Here is a 20,928-nt window from a genome sequence, read left to right on the forward strand (position 1 = left end):
TGCGAATGAATTTTAAAGATATATTTTTATTTAAAAATTTAGAAGATAAAGATATTAATGAAATTAAAAAATTTTCAATTGTAAAAAAACTCAAAAAAAATGATATTGTTTTTTATGAAAAAGAAGAACCTAATTATTTACATTTACTTGTAGAAGGAACGGCAAAAGTTTATAAAGTGGATAACAGGGGAAATGAGCTTATTATTCATAAATTTTATCCACCTTCACTCATAGCTGAACTTGCAAGTTTTGAGAAAATTCCTTATCCTGCAAACTGTGCGATGGAAAGTGACGGGATTGTTATAAAAATAGAATTTGAAAAGTTTAAGAAATTTTTAAAAAAAGGTGATGTCTGTTTGTCTGTAATGAGCTCTCTTCTTAAAAAGATGAAATATTTAGATGGAATTATTCAGGATAATCTGATTTTAGATACAACTACAAAAATAGCAAAATTTATTTATGATAATCCGGAAGCTTTTGAAGATTTAAAACAGCATTCTATTGCAGCAATTTTGAATATAAAACCGGAGACTCTTAGCAGAAAATTAAAAATATTAAAAGATTTGGGAATTATTGAAAAAAAAGATAATAAGTTTACAGTTAAAAATAGGGAAAAAATAAAAGAGCATTTTAATTGGTAGTGGCACCTACCATATTAAAAAATCCTGCTGTAACTGTATCCATTGTGGCTATATGGTTATGAAGCCAGGGGATAAAATGTTCTTTAAAATATTTTTCCATTTTTTCGTAATTGTTTAAATCATTTCTTAATTCGTATAATTCGTTTAAAATTTTATCATGTTCCATTTTATGAGGCATTTTTGCAAAAAAATTATATTTTTCCATAAGTTCTTGTTCAAAAGAAAAATGATTTTCAACATCTTTTACAAATTCTTCATAAACTTCTTCAAGAGGCTCTTTGTGCTCAATTGCTTGTAATAATTTTTCCAAAATTTCAGCTTCCCTGTTATGTACTTCATTCATTGGCTCAAATGCAACTTGGTTTAATTCCATATAAACTCCTTTTTTAATGATTATAATTTAATAAAGAGTTTTAAGCATTGATTTAAATCAATTTTTGTTAAAATTTTTAAAATAAAAGGAGAGTTAATGAAAAAATTATTTCAGCATATTTTTCAATTCTTCATTTTTAACAGATATCTATCTCTAAAAACACAATATTTTTTAATTATAATGTTAGGTTTTGGATTAATTTTAATATTTAAAGTAAATTTTGATGCAGGATTGTCTTTTATTTTAGCAGCAGTATTTTTTATGATTATTTCTTATTTGAAAATTTATAATAATGATTTATATGAAAAAATAATGGATATGTTTTAAAAAAAAAGAAAAGAATTAAGAAGCTAATTCTTTTCCAAAGTCTTTGTGGATATCTCCAGATATTACTCCAAGATTGAAGTTTTCTACCAAGAAGTTTACGATATCTTCGTTTGCAAATTGTGGTGCGTTTGGTCCGATATAAATATCTTTTACTCCAAGGCTTAGTAATGCAAGTAAAATAATAATTGCTTTTTGTTCCATCCACATTAGAGCAATTGATACCGGTAATTCATTAATATCTTCAATTCCTAAAGCCTGAGCTACTGTCATTGCGATATGAACTGCACCGTTAGAGTCGTTACACTGTCCAAGGTCAATATATCTTGGAATGTCAGTTCCAGGTACTGTTCCAAAATCTACATCGTTGAATCTGAATTTTCCACAGCTACTTGTAATAATAATATGGTCTTTTGGAACTGCTAAAGCTAATTCTCTATAATAATTTCTTTTTCTTCCAGGTGCGTCACATCCTGCGATAACCCATACTCTTTTTAATTTTCCTTCTTTTATTGCATCAAGAACTTTTGGTCCGAATGCCTCAAGAACAGTTTTGTAGTGATGTCCTGTTACGATTTTTTCATCACTGTCAAACCCGGTGATATCAGGCAAGCTTAAAGTATGGTCAATTAATGGATCAAAATTGTCATTTTCTATTTTTTTGGCACCCTCAACACCTGTAATTTTATAAGTGTATAGTCTATCTATATAATTTTTAACTTTTGGTGATTTTTCAGGCGGAACGATACAGTTAGTATTTACAACACAAGTTCCCTGCCATTTGGAAAATACATCTGTCTGGTCAAACCATGCTTTTCCGATATTTCCTTTTAGGTTTTTGAATTTTCTTAAATGAGGATATCCGTGAGCCGGTAACATTTCTGAGTGAGTATATACATTTATTTTATCACTAAGACCTCTTTCTTCTATTCTTTTTAATAATTTTTCAAGCATATCAAGATTATGTCCTGATACTAAAATACCTTTGCCTTCAGCTTTGTTTTGAGTAACTTCTACAGGTGTTGGTATTCCAAGGGCTTTTGTATGCATATCGCTAAGTAAATTCATAACTTTTACTCCGGCTTGTCCAACTTTCATAAGTTGAGCAATATGTTCATCAAAATTGAAGTTTACGTTTGTAAGAGTGAAATATAATGTTTCACTGTTTACATCATCCACTTCTTTTAATGTTTTTCTTGCTTCTTCATCTCCAACTTCTTGTACTAATTCATTCGCATGTTCTCTGTATGCGCTAAGACCTTTTAGTCCGTAAATCATTAAATCCTGAAGTCTTGATTTTGTAGCAGTTTTACCACAAACACCTTTGCTCTCTCCATGGCTACCACATCCACCAGGTGCACTCATTTCACATTGCCAGCATAAAAACGGTAAATCGCAAGCCTGTTTTTTAGTTGTTTCTTCTTTTTTTCCGAATAGTCCAAACATTTTGTCTCCTTTTTGTAACTTTTTAAAATTTCGTAAAAGTATTGTAAGACAAATGTAAAATTAATTCATTGATTGCAATCAATAGATTTACATTTTTAAAAAAAATGCTAAAATTTCTAAAAAAGGCATTAAATGGAAGCTATTTATAAAAACAGATGCCCTAACTGTGGAGGGAATATCAGTTCTGAACGTTTGGAAATTGGACTTTTTTGCGAAAAATGTATGGATATCAGTGAAGATAAATGTAATGTAAATTTGATAAATTATAAAAAATTCTGCGTTGCAGATGAAAAATTAGAAAAATTTAATTTGTTTTTTAGGGAAAAAGTAGGGCAGGACCTTAGCCCGATTCAGAGAATGTGGGCAAAAAGATTTTTTTTAGGGAATTCTTTTGCGCTTTTAGCGCCGACGGGAATAGGTAAAACAACATTTGGTTTGTTGCTTGCAGCATTTGCAAAAAAAAGTTATATTGTTTTCCCAACAAAACTTCTGGTATTACAGGCTCTTGAAAGATTTAAAAGCTGGGGTGTTGAAGTACTTGCATACACTGGTAAAAAAGAGGAAAAAGAAAAAATTGAAAAAGGTGAATATGATATTTTAATAACAACCACCCAGTTTTTATATAAAAATCATGAAATAATAAATAAAGATTTTGATCTGGTTTTTATAGATGATGTGGATTCTATTTTAAAATCTGCCAGAAAAATTGATATCGTTTTAAAACTTTTAGGAATAAATGAAAAAATAATAAATACTGCATTAGAACTTATAGAGAAAAAAGATTATGTTAATTTAATGGAATTAAAAATTGTAAAAAAAGGTAATTTAATAGTATCTTCTGCTACTGCAAATCCAAAAAGTAAAAGGGTGCTTTTATTTAAATATCTGCTGGGATTTGAAGTTAGCAGGCCAAATTTATCTCTTAGAAATATAGAAGATGTCTATGATGAAACATATTCATACGAAAAAGCCATGAAATATATCAAAAAATTAGGAAGCGGCGGGCTTTTGTTTTTGCCTGGGAATGAAACCAAAGATAAACTAAATGAATTTATAGAATTTTTAAACACTGCTGGAATTAAGACATATTCTTATGAAGAATTCAACGAGCATGTCGAAGAATTTAAAAGGGGTGAATGTGTTTTTGCCGGTTTTGCAAGTTACAGAAATCCTCTTGCGAGGGGAATAGATTTGCCTGAGAGTGTAAGATATACGCTTTTTGTCGGGGTGCCGAAGATTGAATTTAAATTAAATGAAGAAAACTATAAAGCGCTTTATTTTATTTGCTTAGTTATTTATCCACTTTTAATAAAAAAACTAGAAACTAAAGAGATTTTAACTTTTCAAAATTACATTAATACATTAAAAAGATATGCTTTTTTGCCAGTGCTTCATCCAAAAGTGGAAGAAAAATTAAAAATGATAAAAGAATATGTAACTAACTTAATAGAAACATACAGAATAGAGATAAAAAATTCTCCGGAAGTCAGTTTTGACGGGGAAAAAATAATAACGGCGGATATTACAGGTTATATTCAGGCAAGCGGCAGAAGCAGCAGGTTTTATAACGGACATCTTACAAAAGGTTTGGCTCTAACACTTATAGATAATGAAAAAGCCTTTTTTTCTCTTAGAAAAAAACTTAACTGGTATAGCAACATTGAATTTAAAAATATAAAAGAGATAAATTTAGACGAAATTTTAAAAGAAATTGATGAGAGTAGAAAAATAAAAACAAAAACAAATCTCAAAACTTCATTTGTGGTAGTTGAATCCCCTACAAAAGCAAAAACCATTTCTTCATTTTTTGGTAGACCCAGCAGAAGAATAGTTGATGGAGTCAGTATTTATGAGATATTACTCAAAGACAGGGTTTTGGTAATCACTGCTAGCATCGGACATGATTTTGATCTCTCTTATGAGGAAAAATGGGGTGTTAAGGATAAGTATATTCCAATTTTTAGAGTCTTAGAAAATAAAGATAAAATATTAAATGCCTTAAATCTTGCTTCTTATGAGGTTGATGAAGTTATTATTGCAACAGACCCGGACAGGGAAGGGGAAAAAATTGCATTTGATTTGATACTCAATAACAAGCCGTATAATTTAAATGTAAAAAGAGCAGAATTTCACGAAATTACAAAATATGCATTTACTAAGGCACTTAATAATTTGAGATATTATGATAAAAATTTGGTTGCTGCTCAGTTTGTCAGAAGAATAAGTGACAGGTGGATAGGGTTTAATTTGTCATCTTATCTTCAAAATCTGCTTCATAATGCCCATCTTTCAGCCGGAAGGGTTCAGACCCCTGTGTTAAACTGGATTTGTGAAAGGACAGAAAAATTAAAAGAGAAAATTTTTATTGTATCTGTTAAAATAAATGATTTAAAAATTGAGTGGGAATTTGAAGATAAAGAGAAAGCAGAAGGATTTTTCAATTCATTAAAAAATAAAATCGAGATTAAACTGCTTGAATCAAAAGAAGAAGATGTTTTTGAAAAACCTTTTAACACCTCTACTCTTTTGAAAGAAGCGGCAACTAAACTTCATTTTTCTCCCCAATATACAATGAAACTGGCCCAGGAACTTTTTGAAAACGGATTTATTACATATCACAGGACTGACAGTTTTAGAATCTCAAACGTGGGTAAAAAAATTGCAAAAGAGTATATTGAGGAGAAGTTTGGAGAAGAGTATGTAAATTTGAGAAGTTTTGAAAGCGGCGGGGCACATGAGGCGATTAGGGCTACTACTTCGATGGATATGAATGAACTTAAAAGTTTTTTAGTTTTTAAAAATATAAATCTAACTTACAATCATTTAAAATTATATGATTTGATTTTTAGAAAATTTATAGCTTCTCAGATGAGAGATGTGAAAGTTAAAAAAGATATTTTTAAAATAGTTGATAAAGAAGTTGATGTAAATACCAAGATTTTGGAAGACGGATTTAATCTTGTTTATCCCATAAAAATTTATAATATTAAAGAAGGAATTTATCCTGTTAGTAAAAATATTTATCAAAAAAGTAAATTTCCTCCATATACTTATGCTGAGGTTATCGATGAAATGAAAAACAAAGGGATCGGAAGACCGTCAACTTATGCAATAACTGTAGAAAAACTGCTTGAGAGAAAATATGTGGTTGAAAAAAACGGATTTTTATTTGCAACAAAACTTGGATTTAAAGTTTTAGATATTCTAAAAAAACATCCTTTATATAAATTTGTAAGTGAAATATTTACTAAAACTCTTGAAGAAACTATGGATTTAATAGAAGAGGGTAAAAAAGATTATAAGTCGGAATTGATTAAATTGTATAATAATTTATTTATTGGTTAAAGTATTAAAATTTATATTTATAGTATTAAATTTTTTTATATTGAAATTTAATTTTGTAAGATATGAAATAATAGCAACACTGAATCCTGTTGCTATTACGACATTATAATCATTTGTAATTTCTAATGCCAATACAACAGAAGTTAAAGGCAGTTTCATTAAAACCCCCATAAAAACGGCTGAACCAATTGCTGCAAAATAAAAAGGTTCCAGACCAATTCCAACATGTGCATAATGTAATATTAATCCAAACAAATATCCGCTTAAAGCGCCAATGCTCATTAAAGGTACAAACATACCGCCAACCGCGTTTGAATAAATGGAAAAAGTGGTTGCTATTATTCTTAAAAGCAATATTTCTATAATAAATAGAACATTCAAATTTTCATTATTAATAAGAAGAGATACTATTTGATGACCGGTAAAACCAGCATAAGGGGAAATAATAAGAATTGTTGCTATTACAACACCCCCTATAATTGCAAAAATTAAATCTTTATATTTACCAAAAACATTAAATAATTTAAGATGGGTAAAATATAAAATTTTATCTTGAATTGTCAGGTATAAATATATTAATAATGTCATAAAAGGAATAAATAAAGCAATAATATATACATATTTGAAATTAATCATTCTTCCCGCTGAATAAATAAAAGTAAAAGGCTGTAAAAAGATTAAGGCAATACTAAATGCACTTATACTACCAACAATTATAAATGTTATGTAACTTTTAATAAAATTATAAGCAATGCTTTCAATTGCAAATGCAATTCCTGTAATTGGAGATACAAATATAGCAGCTATTCCGCTGCTGGCTCCTATACTGATCATAGGTTTAAGCAGTGTTTCAGGGAATTTAAAAAACGAATGGATTTTATATCCTATCATTGCTCCGATTTCCGCAGAAGGGCCTTCTGTTCCTACGGCAAATCCACTGCCTATTGAGAGGGCGGAAGCCAATATTTTCATAATCAAATCTTTCATATTTATCATATCTTGTTTTTCTGTAATAATTTGTGCTATTTGTTCTACCCCGTATTCTTTTGCTTTTCTATCTTTGTATATAATGAAATTCACGATTAATATTGAAAATATAGTGATTAAATAGATATATATTTTGGGATATGAAGATAGAGTGAAAACAGGGTTTTTTCCAAAAAAAATTTTTGAAATATTTTCCATAAGATAATAATATAAAACAATAAAAACACCACTTATAAATCCTGTAATAATGGAAGCAATGAGGAAATCCCTAATAAGGGAAATTTTAGATGAGATTTTTTTTAAAAAATCTTTAAAAAACATTAACTTTTTTTCTTAATTCTTTTTAATTTTTCTATTCCTTTTAAATCGTCTTGCGTCCATTGATAATATGTTCCAAACACTCTGTCCCAAATATCTGTTGTTACCCCATGGTTCATTTTTGGCTTTTTATGGTGAACAAAATGAAATTCCTGCATATATCTCCAATATTTACTTGCAAATTCACGCCTGTGCATAATATGATGCATTATTCCGTAGTTAAAATATCCAAGGGCAAGACCACCTACCAATGCAAATGCATCTCCAAGAGGCATAAAAAAATGAAGCACCCATGCAAAAAAAGAAGCAATAACGGCACTCATAAAAAACGGCATTGCATCATAACTGAATGGGTTTTGATGATGATGGGCATGACCTTCGATAAAAACTTTTAATGGATGGTCTAGATGAAAAAGCCATGCGTGTACCGCATATTCTAAAAATGTAAAAAATATAACCCCTACAACAAATAATGCCACGCTTCCCCATATATCGTTTGAATAGTGAATCGCTAAAACTAAAAAAACAATACCTGTTAAACAGTCAGTTGCTAATGATAGATAATAATTCCATTTGCTTTGAGTTATTTTTAAAATAAAATCTTTCAATTTTTACTCCTTAAGTTTAGCTTATAGAAAACATTATAAATAATTATAACATAAAATAAATATAAATGTTTGTTATAATTATTAAAAAAAGGGATGATATGTTTAAAGACAGAACTGAAGCCGGAAAATTGCTTGCAAAAGAGTTGAAAAAACTGCAGGATAAAGGATTAATAACCGATCCTGTGATAGTTGCGCTTCCAAGGGGCGGGATTCCTGTAGCTGCAGAAATAGCAAAAGAATTAAACGCACCTCTTGATATTTTATTTGTAAAAAAAATACCCGCTCCCGGGAACGACGAATTTGCAATAGGAAGTGTAAGTGAAAACGGATTGGTATTTGTAAATAAAGATATTGTGGAGAGACTTGGAATAAGTGAGAGTTATATTCAACAAAAGGCAATGGAAAAAATTCAGGAAATTGCAAGACTAAGAGAAAAATATAAAATAGAACCAAAACTTCTTGAAGGAAAGGATGTAATATTGGTGGATGACGGAGTGGCAACGGGAGCCAGTATGTATCTTGCGGCCCAAAGTATTGTAAGAGAATATCCCAAAAGTGTGATAATTGCTGTGCCAGTCGCTCCAAAAGATGCTGAAGTAGAAAATATGCTAAAAAGTGTTTCTCATAAATTAATAGTATTAGAACAGCCCGAACTGTTTATGAGCGTAGGCAGATGGTATGAAGATTTCCATCAATTAAGTGATGAAGAGGTTATAAATATATTATCTCAATTTAAATAACTTGACAAAATTAATTAAATTTAGTTATAATATAACAACTTAAATAAATTAATAAAGGAGGCTGAGATGGCAAAACTAACACCATTCGAGCAAGAAGCAGTAGAAAGATTTAAAGATGCGATTGAACTTAATAAAGAAAAACCAGGACTCGGTAATGTAGATGTGGAAAAAGCGAGAGAATTAATTAAAGATTTGGGAGCGGTTGTTTTAGATGTAACACTTCCTAATTTGGTAGAAGGTGAAAATGCCGAAGAAGCTGGAATTCCAACAGCATATTATACACCATATACTGAATTTACAGATTATATTGACGAATTACCAGATGATAAAACCCAACCAATTTTAGTGGTATGTAGAAAAGCTTTTTTTGCAAATAGGGTAAAAGGTCTTTTAGATGTTCTAGGATATAAAAACGTTTATGTTTTAGCAGATGATGTTAAATATTTAATAGAAGCACATAAGGCTCATACTGAAGGATAATTCTCTCTTTTTTCTTTTATTCTTAAAAAAGTATCAAATATTATAAAAATAATGTATTAAAAACTCCAAAAAGGAGTTAATTATTTGTTTTTGCCTCTTACATAACCTTCAATAATAAATCTTAAAGCATTTAATTTGATAAATCCTGCAGCATCTTTTTGATTATATACGCTGTCTTCTTCAAATGTGGCAAATTCAGGGCTAAATAATGAATTCGGAGATTTTCTGCCAACTACATTTACATTGCCTTTGTAAAGTTTAAGTCTTACAGTCCCACTTGCATTTCTTTGAGTTTCGTCTATCAGTTTTTGAAGTGCCTTTCTCTCAGGTGCAAACCAGAAACCGTTATAAATAAGTTCTGCATACTTTGGCATTATTTCATCTTTAAGATGAGCTTCTCCCTTATCAAGAGTGATTGATTCAATGGCCCTATGGGCTTTTAGTAAAATAGTTCCTCCCGGGGTTTCATAACATCCTCTACTTTTCATTCCAACAAATCTGTTTTCTACTATATCAATTCTTCCGATACCGTGTTTTTTGCCGTATTCGTTTAGAGTTTCAAGAATTTGAGCCGGTGTCATTTTTGCTCCGTTTATTGCAACCGCATCGCCTCTTTCAAAATCAATTTCTATATATTCAGGTTTATCAGGCGCTTTTTCAGGAGAATTTGTCCATCTCCACATATCTTCTTCCGGTTCTGCCCACGGGTCTTCCAATATTCCGCCTTCGTATGAGATATGCAGTAAATTTGCATCCATTGAATAAGGGGATTTCTTTCCGTGTTTTTCAATAGGAATACCGTGAGACTCTGCATAAGCCAGCAGTTTTTCGCGGCTGTTTAAATCCCACTCTCTCCAAGGGGCAATTACTTTAATATCAGGTCTTAGGGCATAATAACCAAGTTCAAATCTTACCTGGTCGTTTCCTTTTCCTGTAGCACCGTGTGCCACCGCATCAGCTCCAACCTGATTTGCTATTTCAATCTGTCTTTTAGCAATAAGAGGTCTTGCTATTGAAGTTCCGAGCAGATATTCCCCTTCATATATAGCATTTGCCCTAAACATAGGAAACACATAATCTCTTACGAATTCTTCCCTTAAATCTTCGATAAAAATATTCTCAGGTTTTACTCCAAGTTTTAGTGCTTTTTCCCTCGCAGCTTCTACTTCCTCACCTTGACCGATATCAGCGGTAAAAGTTACAACCTCAGCGTTATATTTATCTTGAAGCCATTTTAAAATTACACTTGTATCAAGTCCGCCTGAATATGCTAAAACAACTTTCATAAATATCCTTTTTTAGTGCAATTATAGTATAATTTGACTAAAAAAGGGATAGTTTGAGGATTGATAAATTTTTAAATTCCGTTAATATTGTAAAAAGACGCTCAATTGCAGATGAGATGTGTAAAGAAGGAGTTGTTTTTATTAACGGAAAAAAGGCAAAACCTTCAAAAGATGTAAAAGTAGGGGATAAAATAGAAATTCATTATTTAAGCGGAGTAAAAAAATTTGAAGTTTTGAAATTACCTGAAACTAAAACAATTCCAAAAAGTAAAAAAAACGAATATGTTAAGGAGATATAATGAGATGGAGCAGATTTTTTTTATATACACTTAAAGAAACGCCAAAAGACGCGGTAACACCTAGTCATATTTATTTAGTAAGGGGCGGATATATCAAACAGGTTGCGGCCGGAATTTATGATTTTACTCCTATTGGGAAAATGGTGCTTGATAACATAAGAGCGATTATAAAAGAAGAAATGGATAAAGCAGGTGCGCAGGAAGTAATGCTTAGTTTCATAACTCCTTACGAGCTTTGGGAAGAGACAGGCAGGGCTAAAAAATACGGAGATGAACTGCTTAGAATTGAAGATAGAAAAGGCCAGAAATTTGTTCTCTCACCTACAAATGAAGAAAGTGTTGTGGATTTAGTCAGAAATTATGTAAAAAGCTATAAACAGCTTCCGGTAAATCTTTATCAAATCAATTTAAAATTCAGAGATGAGGCAAGACCTAGATTTGGACTGCTTAGAGGCCGCGAATTTATAATGAAAGATGCATATTCTTTCCATGCAACTAGGGATGATTTAGACAGGGAATTTAATTTAATGCAGGAAACTTATGAAAAAATCTTCTCAAAAATGGGGCTTGATTTCAGGGTGGTTGAGGCAGACAGCGGTGCAATTGGCGGAACCGGAAGCCGTGAATTTATGGTACTTGCAAATACCGGTGAAGATGATATTGTAGTATGCAGTGAGTGTAACTATGCGGCAAATATAGAAGTTGCTAAAAGAAATCATATAAAAAAGGAAAATCCGGTTAAAACCCAAGAAATTGAAGAAATTTATACTCCAGATATCAAAACAATTGATGAGGTAAGTAAATTTACAGAAACTCCTAAAGATTTTATTGTTAAAGCAGTTGTTAAAAAGGCTGTGTTTGATAATGGAGAGGAAGAAATAGTCGTATTTTTCTTAAGAGGAAATGACGAACTTGAAGAGACTAAAGCAAAAAATGCAGTCGGTGCGATTGACTTAGTTGATGCAAGTGAGGAAGAGATTGAAAAAGCTGGGCTTATCCCTGGATATATTGGACCTTTTGGATTGCCAAGTAATATAAAATATATAATAGATGATGATTTAAGAATGGCTGAGGAACTTGTATGCGGGGCTAATAAAAAAGATTATCATATAAAAGGGGCAGGACTGCTTGATGCAAATCTGCTTGGAAATTTAACAATCTATAGAGACATTGCAAAAGTAAAAGAAGGTGATTTGTGCCCTAAATGCGGTGCACCTCTTAAAATTACAAAAGGAATTGAGGTAGGACATATTTTTAAATTAGGCACTGCTTACAGTGAGCCTATGAATGCAACTTTTCTTGATGAAAACGGAAAAGCAAAACCTTTTATTATGGGATGTTACGGAATAGGGGTTAGCAGACTTATTGCCGCTGCAATTGAGCAAAATCACGATGATAGAGGAATAATTTGGCCAAAAGAGATAGCACCGTTTGTTGTAGATATAATTGTGGGAGATGTTAAAAAAACAGACCAGGTTGAATTTGCCGAAAAACTTTATGAAGATTTGGTAAATGCAGGAGTTAAAACAATTTTAGATGACAGAACTGAGAGATTTGGACCAAAAATTGCAGATTTTGAATTAGTTGGTTTTCCTGTTGGTGTAATTGTAGGTAAAAAATTAAAAAATGGAAAAGTTGAGGTTAGGGATAGAAAAACAGGGGAAAAATTTGAAGTGGATAAAGACGTAGTGTTTGAAAAAGTAATGGAACTTATAAATAAGGATTGATATGGGATTAATTTATTTTTTAGTTTATCTTTTTTTAGAGATATTATTCTCATATGAATTTATGAAAGTTTTTACTCCTTTTGGATTTTTTTTAGAAATACTTTTTACTGCCGCAGTTGGAGTTTATATTCTCCAAACTCTTGATTTGTCTTTAAGTAGCAATATGCAAAAACTAATGAGAAGGGAAATAACCCAGGAGGAATTTTTATCTATCGGACTTTTTAAATTAATTGGGGCAGTTTTACTTATTGTTCCAGGTTTTTTTAGTGATATTATAGGAGTTTTGTTTTTATTTGAACCGTTTGCAAGATTTATTGCAAAAAAACTTTTTCCATCAAGAAATTTCTATCATAAAACTTACACAAACGATGATGATATTATAGATGTAGAAATAATAGAGGAAATTCCTAAAAAAGATTAATCCACTCTTTTTCTCCTTTTGTGTGTAAAAAATAAACACTCATTCATTAAATTTTCTTATATTTCTCAAAATATTTAATAAAAATTAAATTTATGTTTAAAATATGAATGAATAATCATAAAGGAGCAGGAGTGGAAGGTGTAATTTTTTTATTTTTACTTATAATTTTCTCACTCAAGGTGTTTGCTTTAATAAACAAAGAAAACGTAAAAAGCTCGTTTATTATCGCAAGTGGTGCGGAAATTTTGTATCTGGGTGTGGCGCTTCTTGGCAGCAGTGCATTAAGCGCTGTAATTTTACACCTTGAATATCAGTTTGTATTTAGGGTTTTGGCTTTTTTGATGCTTTTTGAATTTTTTAAGTTTAAAAATTCTGTTAAACTCAGTGATTTGGCCGGAGTTGGATTTAACAAATGGGGTGTGATTTTCGGATTTTCAATATTTGGAAGTCTTGGAATTTCATTAATTACCTCAAAACAGCTTATATTAAATTCCATTACAGCTTCAGGAATGTTTGAGCTTGGATATTTGATTGTGGCAATTAATATTGTTCAGGCAATTTATTTAATTTCTATTTTTGAAACAATTGTTTTCAAAAAAGGAGAAAGTTTAAAAAATATTTCTAATAAAATACTTATATCTGTTTTTACATTTGCAGGTATATTGGTCTTTTTACTTCCGCAGATTTATTTAATATTACCTGCAAAATTTAGTAATATCAATGCTTATCATATAAGTTTTGATTTTAATTATCACGGTATAAACGGTGTTTTTGCATTACTTTTTGCTTTTATAATGTCAATGGTTTTTATTTATTCACTAGATTATATTAAAAAATATAAGGCTTTTTATTATTCTTTTTTGGCTATTTTAACACTTGCTTTAATTGAAATACCATTAAGCAGCAGTTTTGAGAGTTTTTATCTTTTCTGGGAGACTATGACAATTACTTCATATTTATTGATTATGCATTCAAGAAGTGACGAGTCAATAAAAGCGGCTAAACTTTATTTTGTTATGTGTATTGCCGGGGCATATTTCTTACAGCTTACATTTTCACATTTTTATTCTTTAGGAATAGAAAGTTTCAGTGAAATAGTAAATGTTTCTTTAACTGTTGCCGTATTAATGTTAATAGGTTTTGGTGTAAAAGCGGGTATAGTGCCTATTCATCAATGGCTACCTGTTGCGCATCCTGCAGCACCAAGCAGTATTTCAGCCCCACTTTCTGGTATTTTAACAAAAGCGGGAATTTTTGGAATTATTGTTTTGGTTTATGTTTTAGGATTTCAAAATAAAATTTTTTCTTATTTATTAGTAACTTTAGGTTTAATTACACTTTTTTACGGAGAAATTAAAACATTATATGAAAAAGACATAAAAAGACTTTTTGCATATTCAACTATAGGGCAAATTGGTGAAATTGTCACCGTTTTAGGCCTTATGAGCACTGCGGCATTAAGCGGTGCAATCTATCATGTAATTAACCATGCGGTTGTTAAAGATTTATTGTTTTTAAGTGCGGGCTTACTGATATTAAGTAGTGGAAGCAGAAATCTTGATGATTTGAAAGGAATAGGAAAAAAACTGCCGTTTTTAGCTTTCCCGTTGGGTGTTGGTGTTTTTGCTTTAAGTGCATTTCCTCCGTTTGGAAATTTTAATTCAAAATTTTTAATGATATACGCAGCTGCTGAGCAGAATAATTATATTGTTGCATTTTCCCTAATAATTGCTGGACTTATAGGTTTTGTAGCGATGCTGAGAGTGTTTAGGTATATTTTTTTAATGAATCCACAAAGGGAATTTTCAGAAGTTAAAGGAATAAAAGTAATAGCTGTATATCTTTTAGCTTTTGTTTCATTACTGCTTGGTATTTTTCCTCAGAGCGTTATTGATTTTATTGCAGCAGCTATAAATTCTACGTTAAAAGTTAATGTTCATTTGCCTCATTTTATATTACAGTTTCCGTTAAGTGTTTTAGTTATGATAATAGGGGCAATAATTGTTTACCTGTTTGGAAAAACAAGTAAAACAGCCGGAATCAGTGCTGCTGGATTTTCATTTTTAGCTCTTTTAACAGTATTTGCTGATAAATTCAGTTTTGGCAGCTTTTTTGCAGGTTTGGTTTTATTTATGGCAATTCTAAATTTCCTTTTTGCCGCAAGATATATGGACCATTCCCATAAATCATACAGATTTTTTGCCAATTTTATGATAATGATTGTCGGAATTTTGGGTGTGGCTTTGAGTGAAAATATTTATTCAATGTTTTTTTACTGGGAAATAATGGGCGGATGGGCGTTATATATCGCTCTTGTGCATGAAGAAGATGCATACTCAATTCAGGAAGCTACAAAATATCTGTTATACAATTATGCTGGTGCCGGTGTAATAATGATAGGTTTAGGTATTGTAATGCAATTTGGAAATAGTATTGAAATAATAAAACATATTCCTCTTACAAATGAAATAATCTTTGCTTTGGTTTTATTAACTGTTGGTTTCTTAGCAAAAGCGGCCCAGCTTCCTGTAAGAATTGATTATCAGATGCACCCAAAACCGGCTCCAACTCCTATAAGTGGGTATATCTCTTCTGTTATGCTAAAAACAGGACCTTTTATGTTTGTAATGGTTATGTATTTGGCTGCTGCTGGTGTAAGTGCATCTAAATTGTTTGTGATAGATAGTATAGGACATTTTGCAGCTATTGTTGGTGTAATTACTATTCTTATGGGTGCGAGTTTCGGACTATTAACTAATTCCATGAAAAGACTTTTAATTTTCTTAACAGTGGGTGAAATAGGTTATATTTTTGCCGGCGTTTCTTTAATGACGTCCCAGGGGTTAGCAGGTGGGCTTTTGCATTTAATAAACCATATGTTTTTTAAAGATTTGCTATTTTTAAGTGCTGGGGCCATTTTTTATAAAACCGGAATAGATTCATTAAATGATCTCGGGGGAATTGCTAGAAAAATGCCAGTTACTTTTGCCGTATTTATGATAGCTGTTTTTTCAACAGCAGGTGTTCCAATGTTTAGCGGTTTTGTCTCTAAATGGATAATCTATCATGCATTGATGTCAAAAGGATATGACTTTTTAGCTATCCTAACCATTCTCGGAAGTGTTATGATTTTACTTGTATTTGTAAAATTTATGCACAGTGCATATTTTGGAAAAATAGACAAAAAATTTGAAAATATCAAAGATGTTGATTGGTATATGTCTTTACCTATGATGATTTTGGCAATTTTAAACATTATTTTAGGAATATTCCCTTATTTTGCTTTAAAACCGATAAACTTAATAATTCAAAGTTTTGGATATAAACAAATATGTATTTCATTAAGTTCAGTTTGTATTGGTGGTGATATTCTTAATTTATTCACACTTTCAATTTATACATTGTTGGCTATTGCAATAGGTTATTTAATGTTTGTTTATAACAGAAAAATCAGAAAAACGCATATTTTCCTTTCAGGTGTTAGGGATTTAAGTGAAAGGGAACTTCATATAAATGCCAAAAATTTTTATGAAAGCGTTACAGAACTTATAAAGACAATTATTTATTTTGTAAAAAAAATATTTGGATTGAAAGGAGGCTATGTTGAGCGCTAATATTATTCATTTTTTAATTTTTCCTGGCGGATTATTTGCATTGTGTCTTGGTGTTTTTATGCTTTCCCTTGAAAGAATTGTGGTTGCTAGACTTCAGGGAAGGGTAGGACCTCCCATTTATCAAAATTTTATTGACGTAATTAAACTTTTCAATAAGGAAATTTTAGTTCCTAAAAATGCAAAAGAGGCTGTTTTTATTTATTCGCCTTTAATAGGTTTTGCCGGAATGCTCGCAATGCTTTATTTTATACCAATTCCCGGTGTGTATGAAGGAACAAATGTAAACAGTGATTTAATAGTGTTAATCTATGTTATGGCTTTACCTGCAATAGCTCATATATTGGGGGGAGGTGCATCAAGTTCCCCTTATGCCGCAATTGCAGTAAACAGAGAACTTAAATTAATGCTGGTGTACGAAATGGTTTTTGTAATAATCTCTTTTAGCGTTGCGATTTATGTGGGAGGCGGGGATGCTGTGTTTTCATTAAAAAAGATAATGGAATATCAGCAGCTTCACGGAAGTTTTTTATTTGATTGGAAATTTTGGCCTGCAGTGATTGCTTTTGTTGTTTTTGTGTTAGCAACTTTGGAGTTGCCTCCTTTTCAAATAGCACATCATAATGATGCCGATGTAATGGACGGATTTTTAATAGAACACAGTTCAATCCCTTTGGCTATTTATGAAATGACTGATGCGATGAAAATAATTTTGCTCAGCATAGTGTTTCAAATATTTTTCTTTCCTATAGCAATTACAGATGATTTAATTATAAATTTGATTTGGTTTATTTTAAAAACAGTGGTTTTTGTTATGTTCTTTTCGTTTTTACATGCAATTCTCCCAAGTTTCAGAATTGATCAGGGATTTAAATTTTTGCTTATTGTGCCGACTGCATTGTCCCTTATTACATTAATTTTAGTAATTTTGTCTGTAAAAGGATTAATATGAGTATTATTACAAGAAGTCCTTTTTTATTCAGGATAAATACAGGAAGCTGCAACGGATGTGATGTGGAACTTGCCACAACTGCTATGATTCCAAGATATGACGTTGAGAGACTTGGATGCAGATATACAGGAAGTCCTAAACACGCGGATATACTCCTGGTTACCGGTCCTATTACGGCAAGAAGTAAGCCGTATTTACTCGAAGTATTGGATGAGCTTCCAAATCCTTTTGTGGTGGTGGCAGTGGGAACATGCCCTACAAGCTGTGGGATTTTCAGGGATTCTTATTCAATAGAGGGACCGCTTGAGAGGTATGTGAAAGTTGATGTTAATGTGCCGGGCTGTCCGCCAAGACCACAGGCGATAATTGACGGTGTTGCAAAAGCACTTGAAATCTGGAAAGAAAAAATAAGGAATCAAAAATGAGCGGATTTTTAAAAATTGCAATAAGGAATTTGTTAAAAGGACCTGTAACAGACCCTTATCCTTTTGGAAAAACGTTTATACCGAATAAATTAAGAGGAAAACTAAAAGTTGACCCTAAGGCATGCACAGCTTGCGGGACATGTGAGGAAGTATGTCCATCGGGTGCTATACATATTACAAAAAATGAAAATGTTTATGTTCATACCACATGGTATAACACCTGCTGTTTTTGCGGAAACTGTGAGTTTTTTTGTCCGACAGGGGCTATAAAGCTTACAAATGATTTCCATACGGCAAATACCGAAGAGGAAAAATACCGTTTTACAACAGTAGCCCTAATCAGCGAAATTAAATGTGAAAGTTGCGGAGAAATGTTTGTACCGGCAAGTGAGGCTTTATTAAAAAGGGCTTATCCGAATGTAAATGATACTATCAGAGAACTTACAAAATTATGTCCTAAATGCAGGCGAAAAAAAGCGTTTGAAAGGCTTTATCAATGAAAGAAACATTAAAACAAAAGATTATTGCTGAATTAAAAAACAGAATTACGGGTGATTTTGATTTAAGAGATGAAAAAGATGCAAAAGGTAATATTCAAATCTGGTTGAAACTTTTTAACCGAAAAGACATTTTACATGTTGCCCAGGTTATTAAAGATTTTGGTGGAAGATGTGTGATTATAAGCGCATATAAAAAAGATGACCATCATGTGCTTGTGTATCATTTGGATATTGACGGAATACTTATTAATGTCGAAGTGGAACTTTTTGATAATACAGTTGATTCAATAACACCTATTTTAGACAGTGCCAATTGGACTGAAAGGGAATTTAAAGAGATGTTCGGAATAAAACTTGTAGGACATCCAAATCCAAAAAGACTGTTTCTTGATGAAAGTATAGCTGAGGGAATACTTGGGGAGTATATGCCACTTTCACAAGCTATGAATGGTGCGGCAACATGTTGTATGTGGGAAAAAATTGAAAGTGAAAGGCATAAAAATGAGCACTAAAATACCTATTGGTCCGTTTCATATAGGACTTGAAGAACCTATATATTTTAAAATTGATTTAGAAGGTGAAACTGTAAAAAACGTTGATATGATAAACGGTTTTGTACACAGGGGAATCGAGTATCTTGCAATGCAGAAAAACTTTTTTCAAAATCTGATTTTAACTGAGAGGGTTTGTTCGCTGTGTTCTAACAACCATCCTTTCACATATGTAATGGCTGTAGAAAAAATAGCCGGTATTGAAGTTAGCAGAAGGGCTAATTACTTAAGGGTTGTGGCTGATGAAGTAAAAAGAATAGCATCACATATGTTTAATTTAAGCATGCTTGCCCATTTAATTGGTTTTCATTCTTTAATGACCCAGACAATGGAGGCAAGGGAAATTATGCAGGATATTAAAGAATCAATCTGGGGTAACAGAATGGATATGAGTGCCAATACCATAAGCGGTGTTAAGTATGATTTGGATGAAGGTCAGATTGAATATATTTTGAAAAGGCTTGACGAACTTGAACCCCAGGTTGATGAAATAATTGATATTTATTTTAATCATAAAATTGTAAAAGCAAGAACCGTGGGGGTTGGAGTTTTACCAAAAGAGGACGCTTTACGTCTTGGTGTTACAGGACCGACTGCCAGGGGTAGCGGTGTTAATAATGATGTGAGGGTAAAAGCCCCTTATGCCGCCTATGACGAATTAAAAGTAAATGTTATCTTAGAAGAAGGCGGTGATGTGCATGCGAGAACAAAGGTTAGATGGAGAGAGGTAAAAGAGTCAATAAGACTTGTAAGAGAGGCAATTACAAATCTGCCAGAAGGTCCTGTTGTGCTTGATAAAAGACCACATATTCCGGCAGGTGAAGCCGTTACCAGGTCTGAAGCCCCAAGAGGGGAGCTTATTTATTATCTTAAAACCAACGGTGCTCAAAAACCGGAGAGAATGAGATGGAGGGTTCCGACATATATGAACTGGGAAGCACTGAGGGTTATGATTCCAGGCAATAAATTAAGTGATGTTGCGGTTATTTTCAACAGTATTGACCCTTGTATTTCATGTACAGAAAGATAAATAAAGGAGAATTAATGGCTAATAAGTTTATTTTTGCAGATCCAAAAAAATGTATAGGTTGTTTAAACTGTGAGCTTGCTTGTGCAGCAAAACATATGAATATTTCTTTTGAAGAAGCATATGATTTGGCACTGAATGGAGAAGTTGAATTAATTCATAGAAATACCGTTATTGAAATGAACGGATTAACCGCTCCAATGCAATGTATGCAGTGTGAAGATGCACCGTGTGTTGAAGCGTGTCCTATTGACATTATCAGATATGAAAACAATTATGTAAAAATTTATGAAAGTGATTGTATTGGTTGTAGAAGCTGTGCGATGGTCTGTCCTTTCGGTGCAATAACAATGGCTAAAAGTAATTCCACAAATGTAACAGGATTAGTTGCAATAAAATGTGATTTGTGCGGGGGAGAAGAAGGGAAACAGGCCTGTGTAAATATCTGTCCTACAGATGCGATTGAACTTATAGATTATAATGAATATAAAAGAAGAAAACAAGAAAATGCTTTTGAAAGATTACATCAAGATGCATGAACTCTCAATCGTTCAGTCTATGATGAAAATTATTGAAAAACATGCAAAAAACAGAGAAGTTGAAAGACTTGTGGTAAAAATAGGAAAAATGAGCGGAATAGAACCGTATTTTTTAAAAGAGAGTTTTGATTTTTTTAAAGAAGGCACTGTTTGTGCAAATGCCGAAATGGAAATAATAGAAGTTAATATAAAAATAAAATGTTTTGAGTGCGGAAGTGAGAGTGAAATAAAAGGTTTTGATTTCCACTGTCCCGTGTGTGGAAGTGAAAAAACAAAGATAATAAGCGGAGAAGAAATGCATATAGAATATATTGAATTAAAGGAGTAG

At 31.8% G+C, this 20,928-nt stretch carries 21 protein-coding genes; 16 read left to right on the forward strand and 5 right to left on the reverse strand.

Annotated elements, in window-relative coordinates; genetic code table 11:
- Positions 1-5 precede the first annotated feature (5 nt).
- Complete coding sequence (locus LNAT_RS07675; RefSeq protein ID WP_096260031.1) at positions 6-641, forward strand: Crp/Fnr family transcriptional regulator; 636 nt, start codon at positions 6-8, stop codon at positions 639-641.
- Here the strand turns inward: LNAT_RS07675 and LNAT_RS07680 are convergent.
- Positions 631-1,014 (reverse strand): bacteriohemerythrin, encoded by a 384-nt coding sequence (locus LNAT_RS07680; RefSeq protein WP_172413521.1) that lies wholly within the window; start codon positions 1,012-1,014, stop codon positions 631-633. The two genes, LNAT_RS07675 and LNAT_RS07680, sit on opposite strands and share 11 nt — an antisense overlap.
- A 96-nt stretch (positions 1,015-1,110) precedes the next feature.
- On the opposite strand from LNAT_RS07680, the gene LNAT_RS07685 reads away from it, so the two are divergent.
- The gene (locus LNAT_RS07685) at positions 1,111-1,341 is read left to right on the forward strand and encodes a hypothetical protein (protein ID WP_096260033.1); all 231 of its coding nucleotides are present in this window, start codon (positions 1,111-1,113) and stop codon (positions 1,339-1,341) included.
- Between the two features lie 15 nt (positions 1,342-1,356).
- Here the strand turns inward: LNAT_RS07685 and hcp are convergent, their stop codons facing one another.
- A complete protein-coding gene (hcp, locus tag LNAT_RS07690; protein WP_096260034.1) occupies positions 1,357-2,784 on the reverse strand; it encodes a hydroxylamine reductase in 1,428 nt (475 codons plus the stop codon).
- Positions 2,785-2,916: 132 nt separating this feature from the next.
- Between hcp and rgy the strand changes: the two genes are divergently transcribed.
- On the forward strand, positions 2,917-6,129 hold the full coding sequence (rgy, locus tag LNAT_RS07695; protein ID WP_096260035.1) for a reverse gyrase: 3,213 nt from the start codon (positions 2,917-2,919) through the stop codon (positions 6,127-6,129).
- Here rgy and LNAT_RS07700 read toward each other — a convergent pair.
- Positions 6,115-7,437, reverse strand: a complete 1,323-nt coding sequence (locus LNAT_RS07700) for a chloride channel protein (protein ID WP_096260036.1) — start codon at positions 7,435-7,437, stop codon at positions 6,115-6,117. The two genes, rgy and LNAT_RS07700, sit on opposite strands and share 15 nt — an antisense overlap.
- Positions 7,437-8,042, reverse strand: a complete 606-nt coding sequence (locus LNAT_RS07705) for a sterol desaturase family protein (RefSeq protein WP_096260037.1) — start codon at positions 8,040-8,042, stop codon at positions 7,437-7,439. The genes LNAT_RS07700 and LNAT_RS07705 overlap by 1 nt, the downstream gene beginning before the upstream one ends.
- Before the next feature lie 98 nt (positions 8,043-8,140).
- Between LNAT_RS07705 and LNAT_RS07710 the strand changes: the two genes are divergently transcribed.
- Both LNAT_RS07710 and LNAT_RS07715 read left to right on the forward strand, forming a co-directional pair.
- Positions 8,141-8,782 carry a phosphoribosyltransferase gene (locus tag LNAT_RS07710; RefSeq protein ID WP_096260038.1) on the forward strand — a complete coding sequence of 214 codons (642 nt, stop codon included), beginning with the start codon at positions 8,141-8,143 and terminating at the stop codon, positions 8,780-8,782.
- A gap of 66 nt (positions 8,783-8,848) precedes the next feature.
- A complete protein-coding gene (locus LNAT_RS07715) occupies positions 8,849-9,262 on the forward strand; it encodes a rhodanese-like domain-containing protein (RefSeq protein ID WP_096260039.1) in 414 nt (137 codons plus the stop codon).
- A gap of 80 nt (positions 9,263-9,342) precedes the next feature.
- On the opposite strand, the gene LNAT_RS07720 is transcribed toward LNAT_RS07715, so the two are convergent.
- A complete protein-coding gene (locus LNAT_RS07720; RefSeq protein ID WP_096260040.1) occupies positions 9,343-10,548 on the reverse strand; it encodes an argininosuccinate synthase in 1,206 nt (401 codons plus the stop codon).
- 53 nt (positions 10,549-10,601) lie between these two features.
- Between LNAT_RS07720 and LNAT_RS07725 the strand changes: the two genes are divergently transcribed.
- The 11 genes from LNAT_RS07725 (at position 10,602) to LNAT_RS07775 (ending at position 20,928) form a co-directional block, all read left to right on the forward strand.
- On the forward strand, positions 10,602-10,847 hold the full coding sequence (locus LNAT_RS07725; protein ID WP_096260041.1) for an RNA-binding S4 domain-containing protein: 246 nt from the start codon (positions 10,602-10,604) through the stop codon (positions 10,845-10,847).
- The gene (locus tag LNAT_RS07730; RefSeq protein WP_096260042.1) at positions 10,847-12,574 is read left to right on the forward strand and encodes a proline--tRNA ligase; all 1,728 of its coding nucleotides are present in this window, start codon (positions 10,847-10,849) and stop codon (positions 12,572-12,574) included. Before LNAT_RS07725 ends, LNAT_RS07730 begins: the two co-directional genes overlap by 1 nt.
- 1 nt (position 12,575) lies before the next feature.
- A complete protein-coding gene (locus LNAT_RS07735) occupies positions 12,576-12,995 on the forward strand; it encodes an FxsA family protein (protein ID WP_096260043.1) in 420 nt (139 codons plus the stop codon).
- A gap of 131 nt (positions 12,996-13,126) precedes the next feature.
- Positions 13,127-16,609, forward strand: a complete 3,483-nt coding sequence (locus LNAT_RS07740) for a complex I subunit 5 family protein (RefSeq protein WP_172413522.1) — start codon at positions 13,127-13,129, stop codon at positions 16,607-16,609.
- The gene (locus tag LNAT_RS07745; RefSeq protein ID WP_096260045.1) at positions 16,596-17,558 is read left to right on the forward strand and encodes a respiratory chain complex I subunit 1 family protein; all 963 of its coding nucleotides are present in this window, start codon (positions 16,596-16,598) and stop codon (positions 17,556-17,558) included. The genes LNAT_RS07740 and LNAT_RS07745 overlap by 14 nt, the downstream gene beginning before the upstream one ends.
- Positions 17,555-17,983 (forward strand): NADH-quinone oxidoreductase subunit B family protein, encoded by a 429-nt coding sequence (locus LNAT_RS07750; RefSeq protein WP_096260046.1) that lies wholly within the window; start codon positions 17,555-17,557, stop codon positions 17,981-17,983. Before LNAT_RS07745 ends, LNAT_RS07750 begins: the two co-directional genes overlap by 4 nt.
- On the forward strand, positions 17,980-18,483 hold the full coding sequence (locus tag LNAT_RS07755) for a 4Fe-4S binding protein (RefSeq protein WP_096260047.1): 504 nt from the start codon (positions 17,980-17,982) through the stop codon (positions 18,481-18,483). Before LNAT_RS07750 ends, LNAT_RS07755 begins: the two co-directional genes overlap by 4 nt.
- Complete coding sequence (locus LNAT_RS07760; RefSeq protein ID WP_096260048.1) at positions 18,480-18,995, forward strand: NADH-quinone oxidoreductase subunit C; 516 nt, start codon at positions 18,480-18,482, stop codon at positions 18,993-18,995. The genes LNAT_RS07755 and LNAT_RS07760 overlap by 4 nt, the downstream gene beginning before the upstream one ends.
- The gene (locus LNAT_RS07765; RefSeq protein WP_096260049.1) at positions 18,985-20,064 is read left to right on the forward strand and encodes a hydrogenase large subunit; all 1,080 of its coding nucleotides are present in this window, start codon (positions 18,985-18,987) and stop codon (positions 20,062-20,064) included. The genes LNAT_RS07760 and LNAT_RS07765 overlap by 11 nt, the downstream gene beginning before the upstream one ends.
- 14 nt (positions 20,065-20,078) lie before the next feature.
- The gene (locus tag LNAT_RS07770; RefSeq protein WP_096260050.1) at positions 20,079-20,600 is read left to right on the forward strand and encodes a 4Fe-4S dicluster domain-containing protein; all 522 of its coding nucleotides are present in this window, start codon (positions 20,079-20,081) and stop codon (positions 20,598-20,600) included.
- Positions 20,575-20,928, forward strand: coding sequence for a hydrogenase maturation nickel metallochaperone HypA/HybF (locus LNAT_RS07775; protein ID WP_238594018.1), 354 nt, complete (start codon positions 20,575-20,577; stop codon positions 20,926-20,928). Before LNAT_RS07770 ends, LNAT_RS07775 begins: the two co-directional genes overlap by 26 nt.

The organism is Lebetimonas natsushimae (assembly GCF_002335445.1).
In the GTDB taxonomy this organism is placed as follows: Bacteria; Campylobacterota; Campylobacteria; order Campylobacterales; family Nautiliaceae; genus Lebetimonas; species Lebetimonas natsushimae.

Bases quoted from the DNA above. Each gene is read 5' to 3' on its own strand.
- LNAT_RS07675 (WP_096260031.1), top strand. From the start codon at position 6: ATGAATTTTAAAGATATATTTTTATTTAAAAATTTAGAAGATAAAGAT.
- LNAT_RS07680 (WP_172413521.1), bottom strand. From the start codon at position 1,014: ATGGAATTAAACCAAGTTGCATTTGAGCCAATGAATGAAGTACATAAC.
- LNAT_RS07685 (WP_096260033.1), top strand. From the start codon at position 1,111: ATGAAAAAATTATTTCAGCATATTTTTCAATTCTTCATTTTTAACAGA.
- hcp (WP_096260034.1), bottom strand. From the start codon at position 2,784: ATGTTTGGACTATTCGGAAAAAAAGAAGAAACAACTAAAAAACAGGCT.
- rgy (WP_096260035.1), top strand. From the start codon at position 2,917: ATGGAAGCTATTTATAAAAACAGATGCCCTAACTGTGGAGGGAATATC.
- LNAT_RS07700 (WP_096260036.1), bottom strand. From the start codon at position 7,437: ATGTTTTTTAAAGATTTTTTAAAAAAAATCTCATCTAAAATTTCCCTT.
- LNAT_RS07710 (WP_096260038.1), top strand. From the start codon at position 8,141: ATGTTTAAAGACAGAACTGAAGCCGGAAAATTGCTTGCAAAAGAGTTG.
- LNAT_RS07715 (WP_096260039.1), top strand. From the start codon at position 8,849: ATGGCAAAACTAACACCATTCGAGCAAGAAGCAGTAGAAAGATTTAAA.
- LNAT_RS07720 (WP_096260040.1), bottom strand. From the start codon at position 10,548: ATGAAAGTTGTTTTAGCATATTCAGGCGGACTTGATACAAGTGTAATT.
- LNAT_RS07730 (WP_096260042.1), top strand. From the start codon at position 10,847: ATGAGATGGAGCAGATTTTTTTTATATACACTTAAAGAAACGCCAAAA.
- LNAT_RS07735 (WP_096260043.1), top strand. From the start codon at position 12,576: ATGGGATTAATTTATTTTTTAGTTTATCTTTTTTTAGAGATATTATTC.
- LNAT_RS07745 (WP_096260045.1), top strand. From the start codon at position 16,596: ATGTTGAGCGCTAATATTATTCATTTTTTAATTTTTCCTGGCGGATTA.
- LNAT_RS07750 (WP_096260046.1), top strand. From the start codon at position 17,555: ATGAGTATTATTACAAGAAGTCCTTTTTTATTCAGGATAAATACAGGA.
- LNAT_RS07755 (WP_096260047.1), top strand. From the start codon at position 17,980: ATGAGCGGATTTTTAAAAATTGCAATAAGGAATTTGTTAAAAGGACCT.
- LNAT_RS07760 (WP_096260048.1), top strand. From the start codon at position 18,480: ATGAAAGAAACATTAAAACAAAAGATTATTGCTGAATTAAAAAACAGA.
- LNAT_RS07765 (WP_096260049.1), top strand. From the start codon at position 18,985: ATGAGCACTAAAATACCTATTGGTCCGTTTCATATAGGACTTGAAGAA.
- LNAT_RS07770 (WP_096260050.1), top strand. From the start codon at position 20,079: ATGGCTAATAAGTTTATTTTTGCAGATCCAAAAAAATGTATAGGTTGT.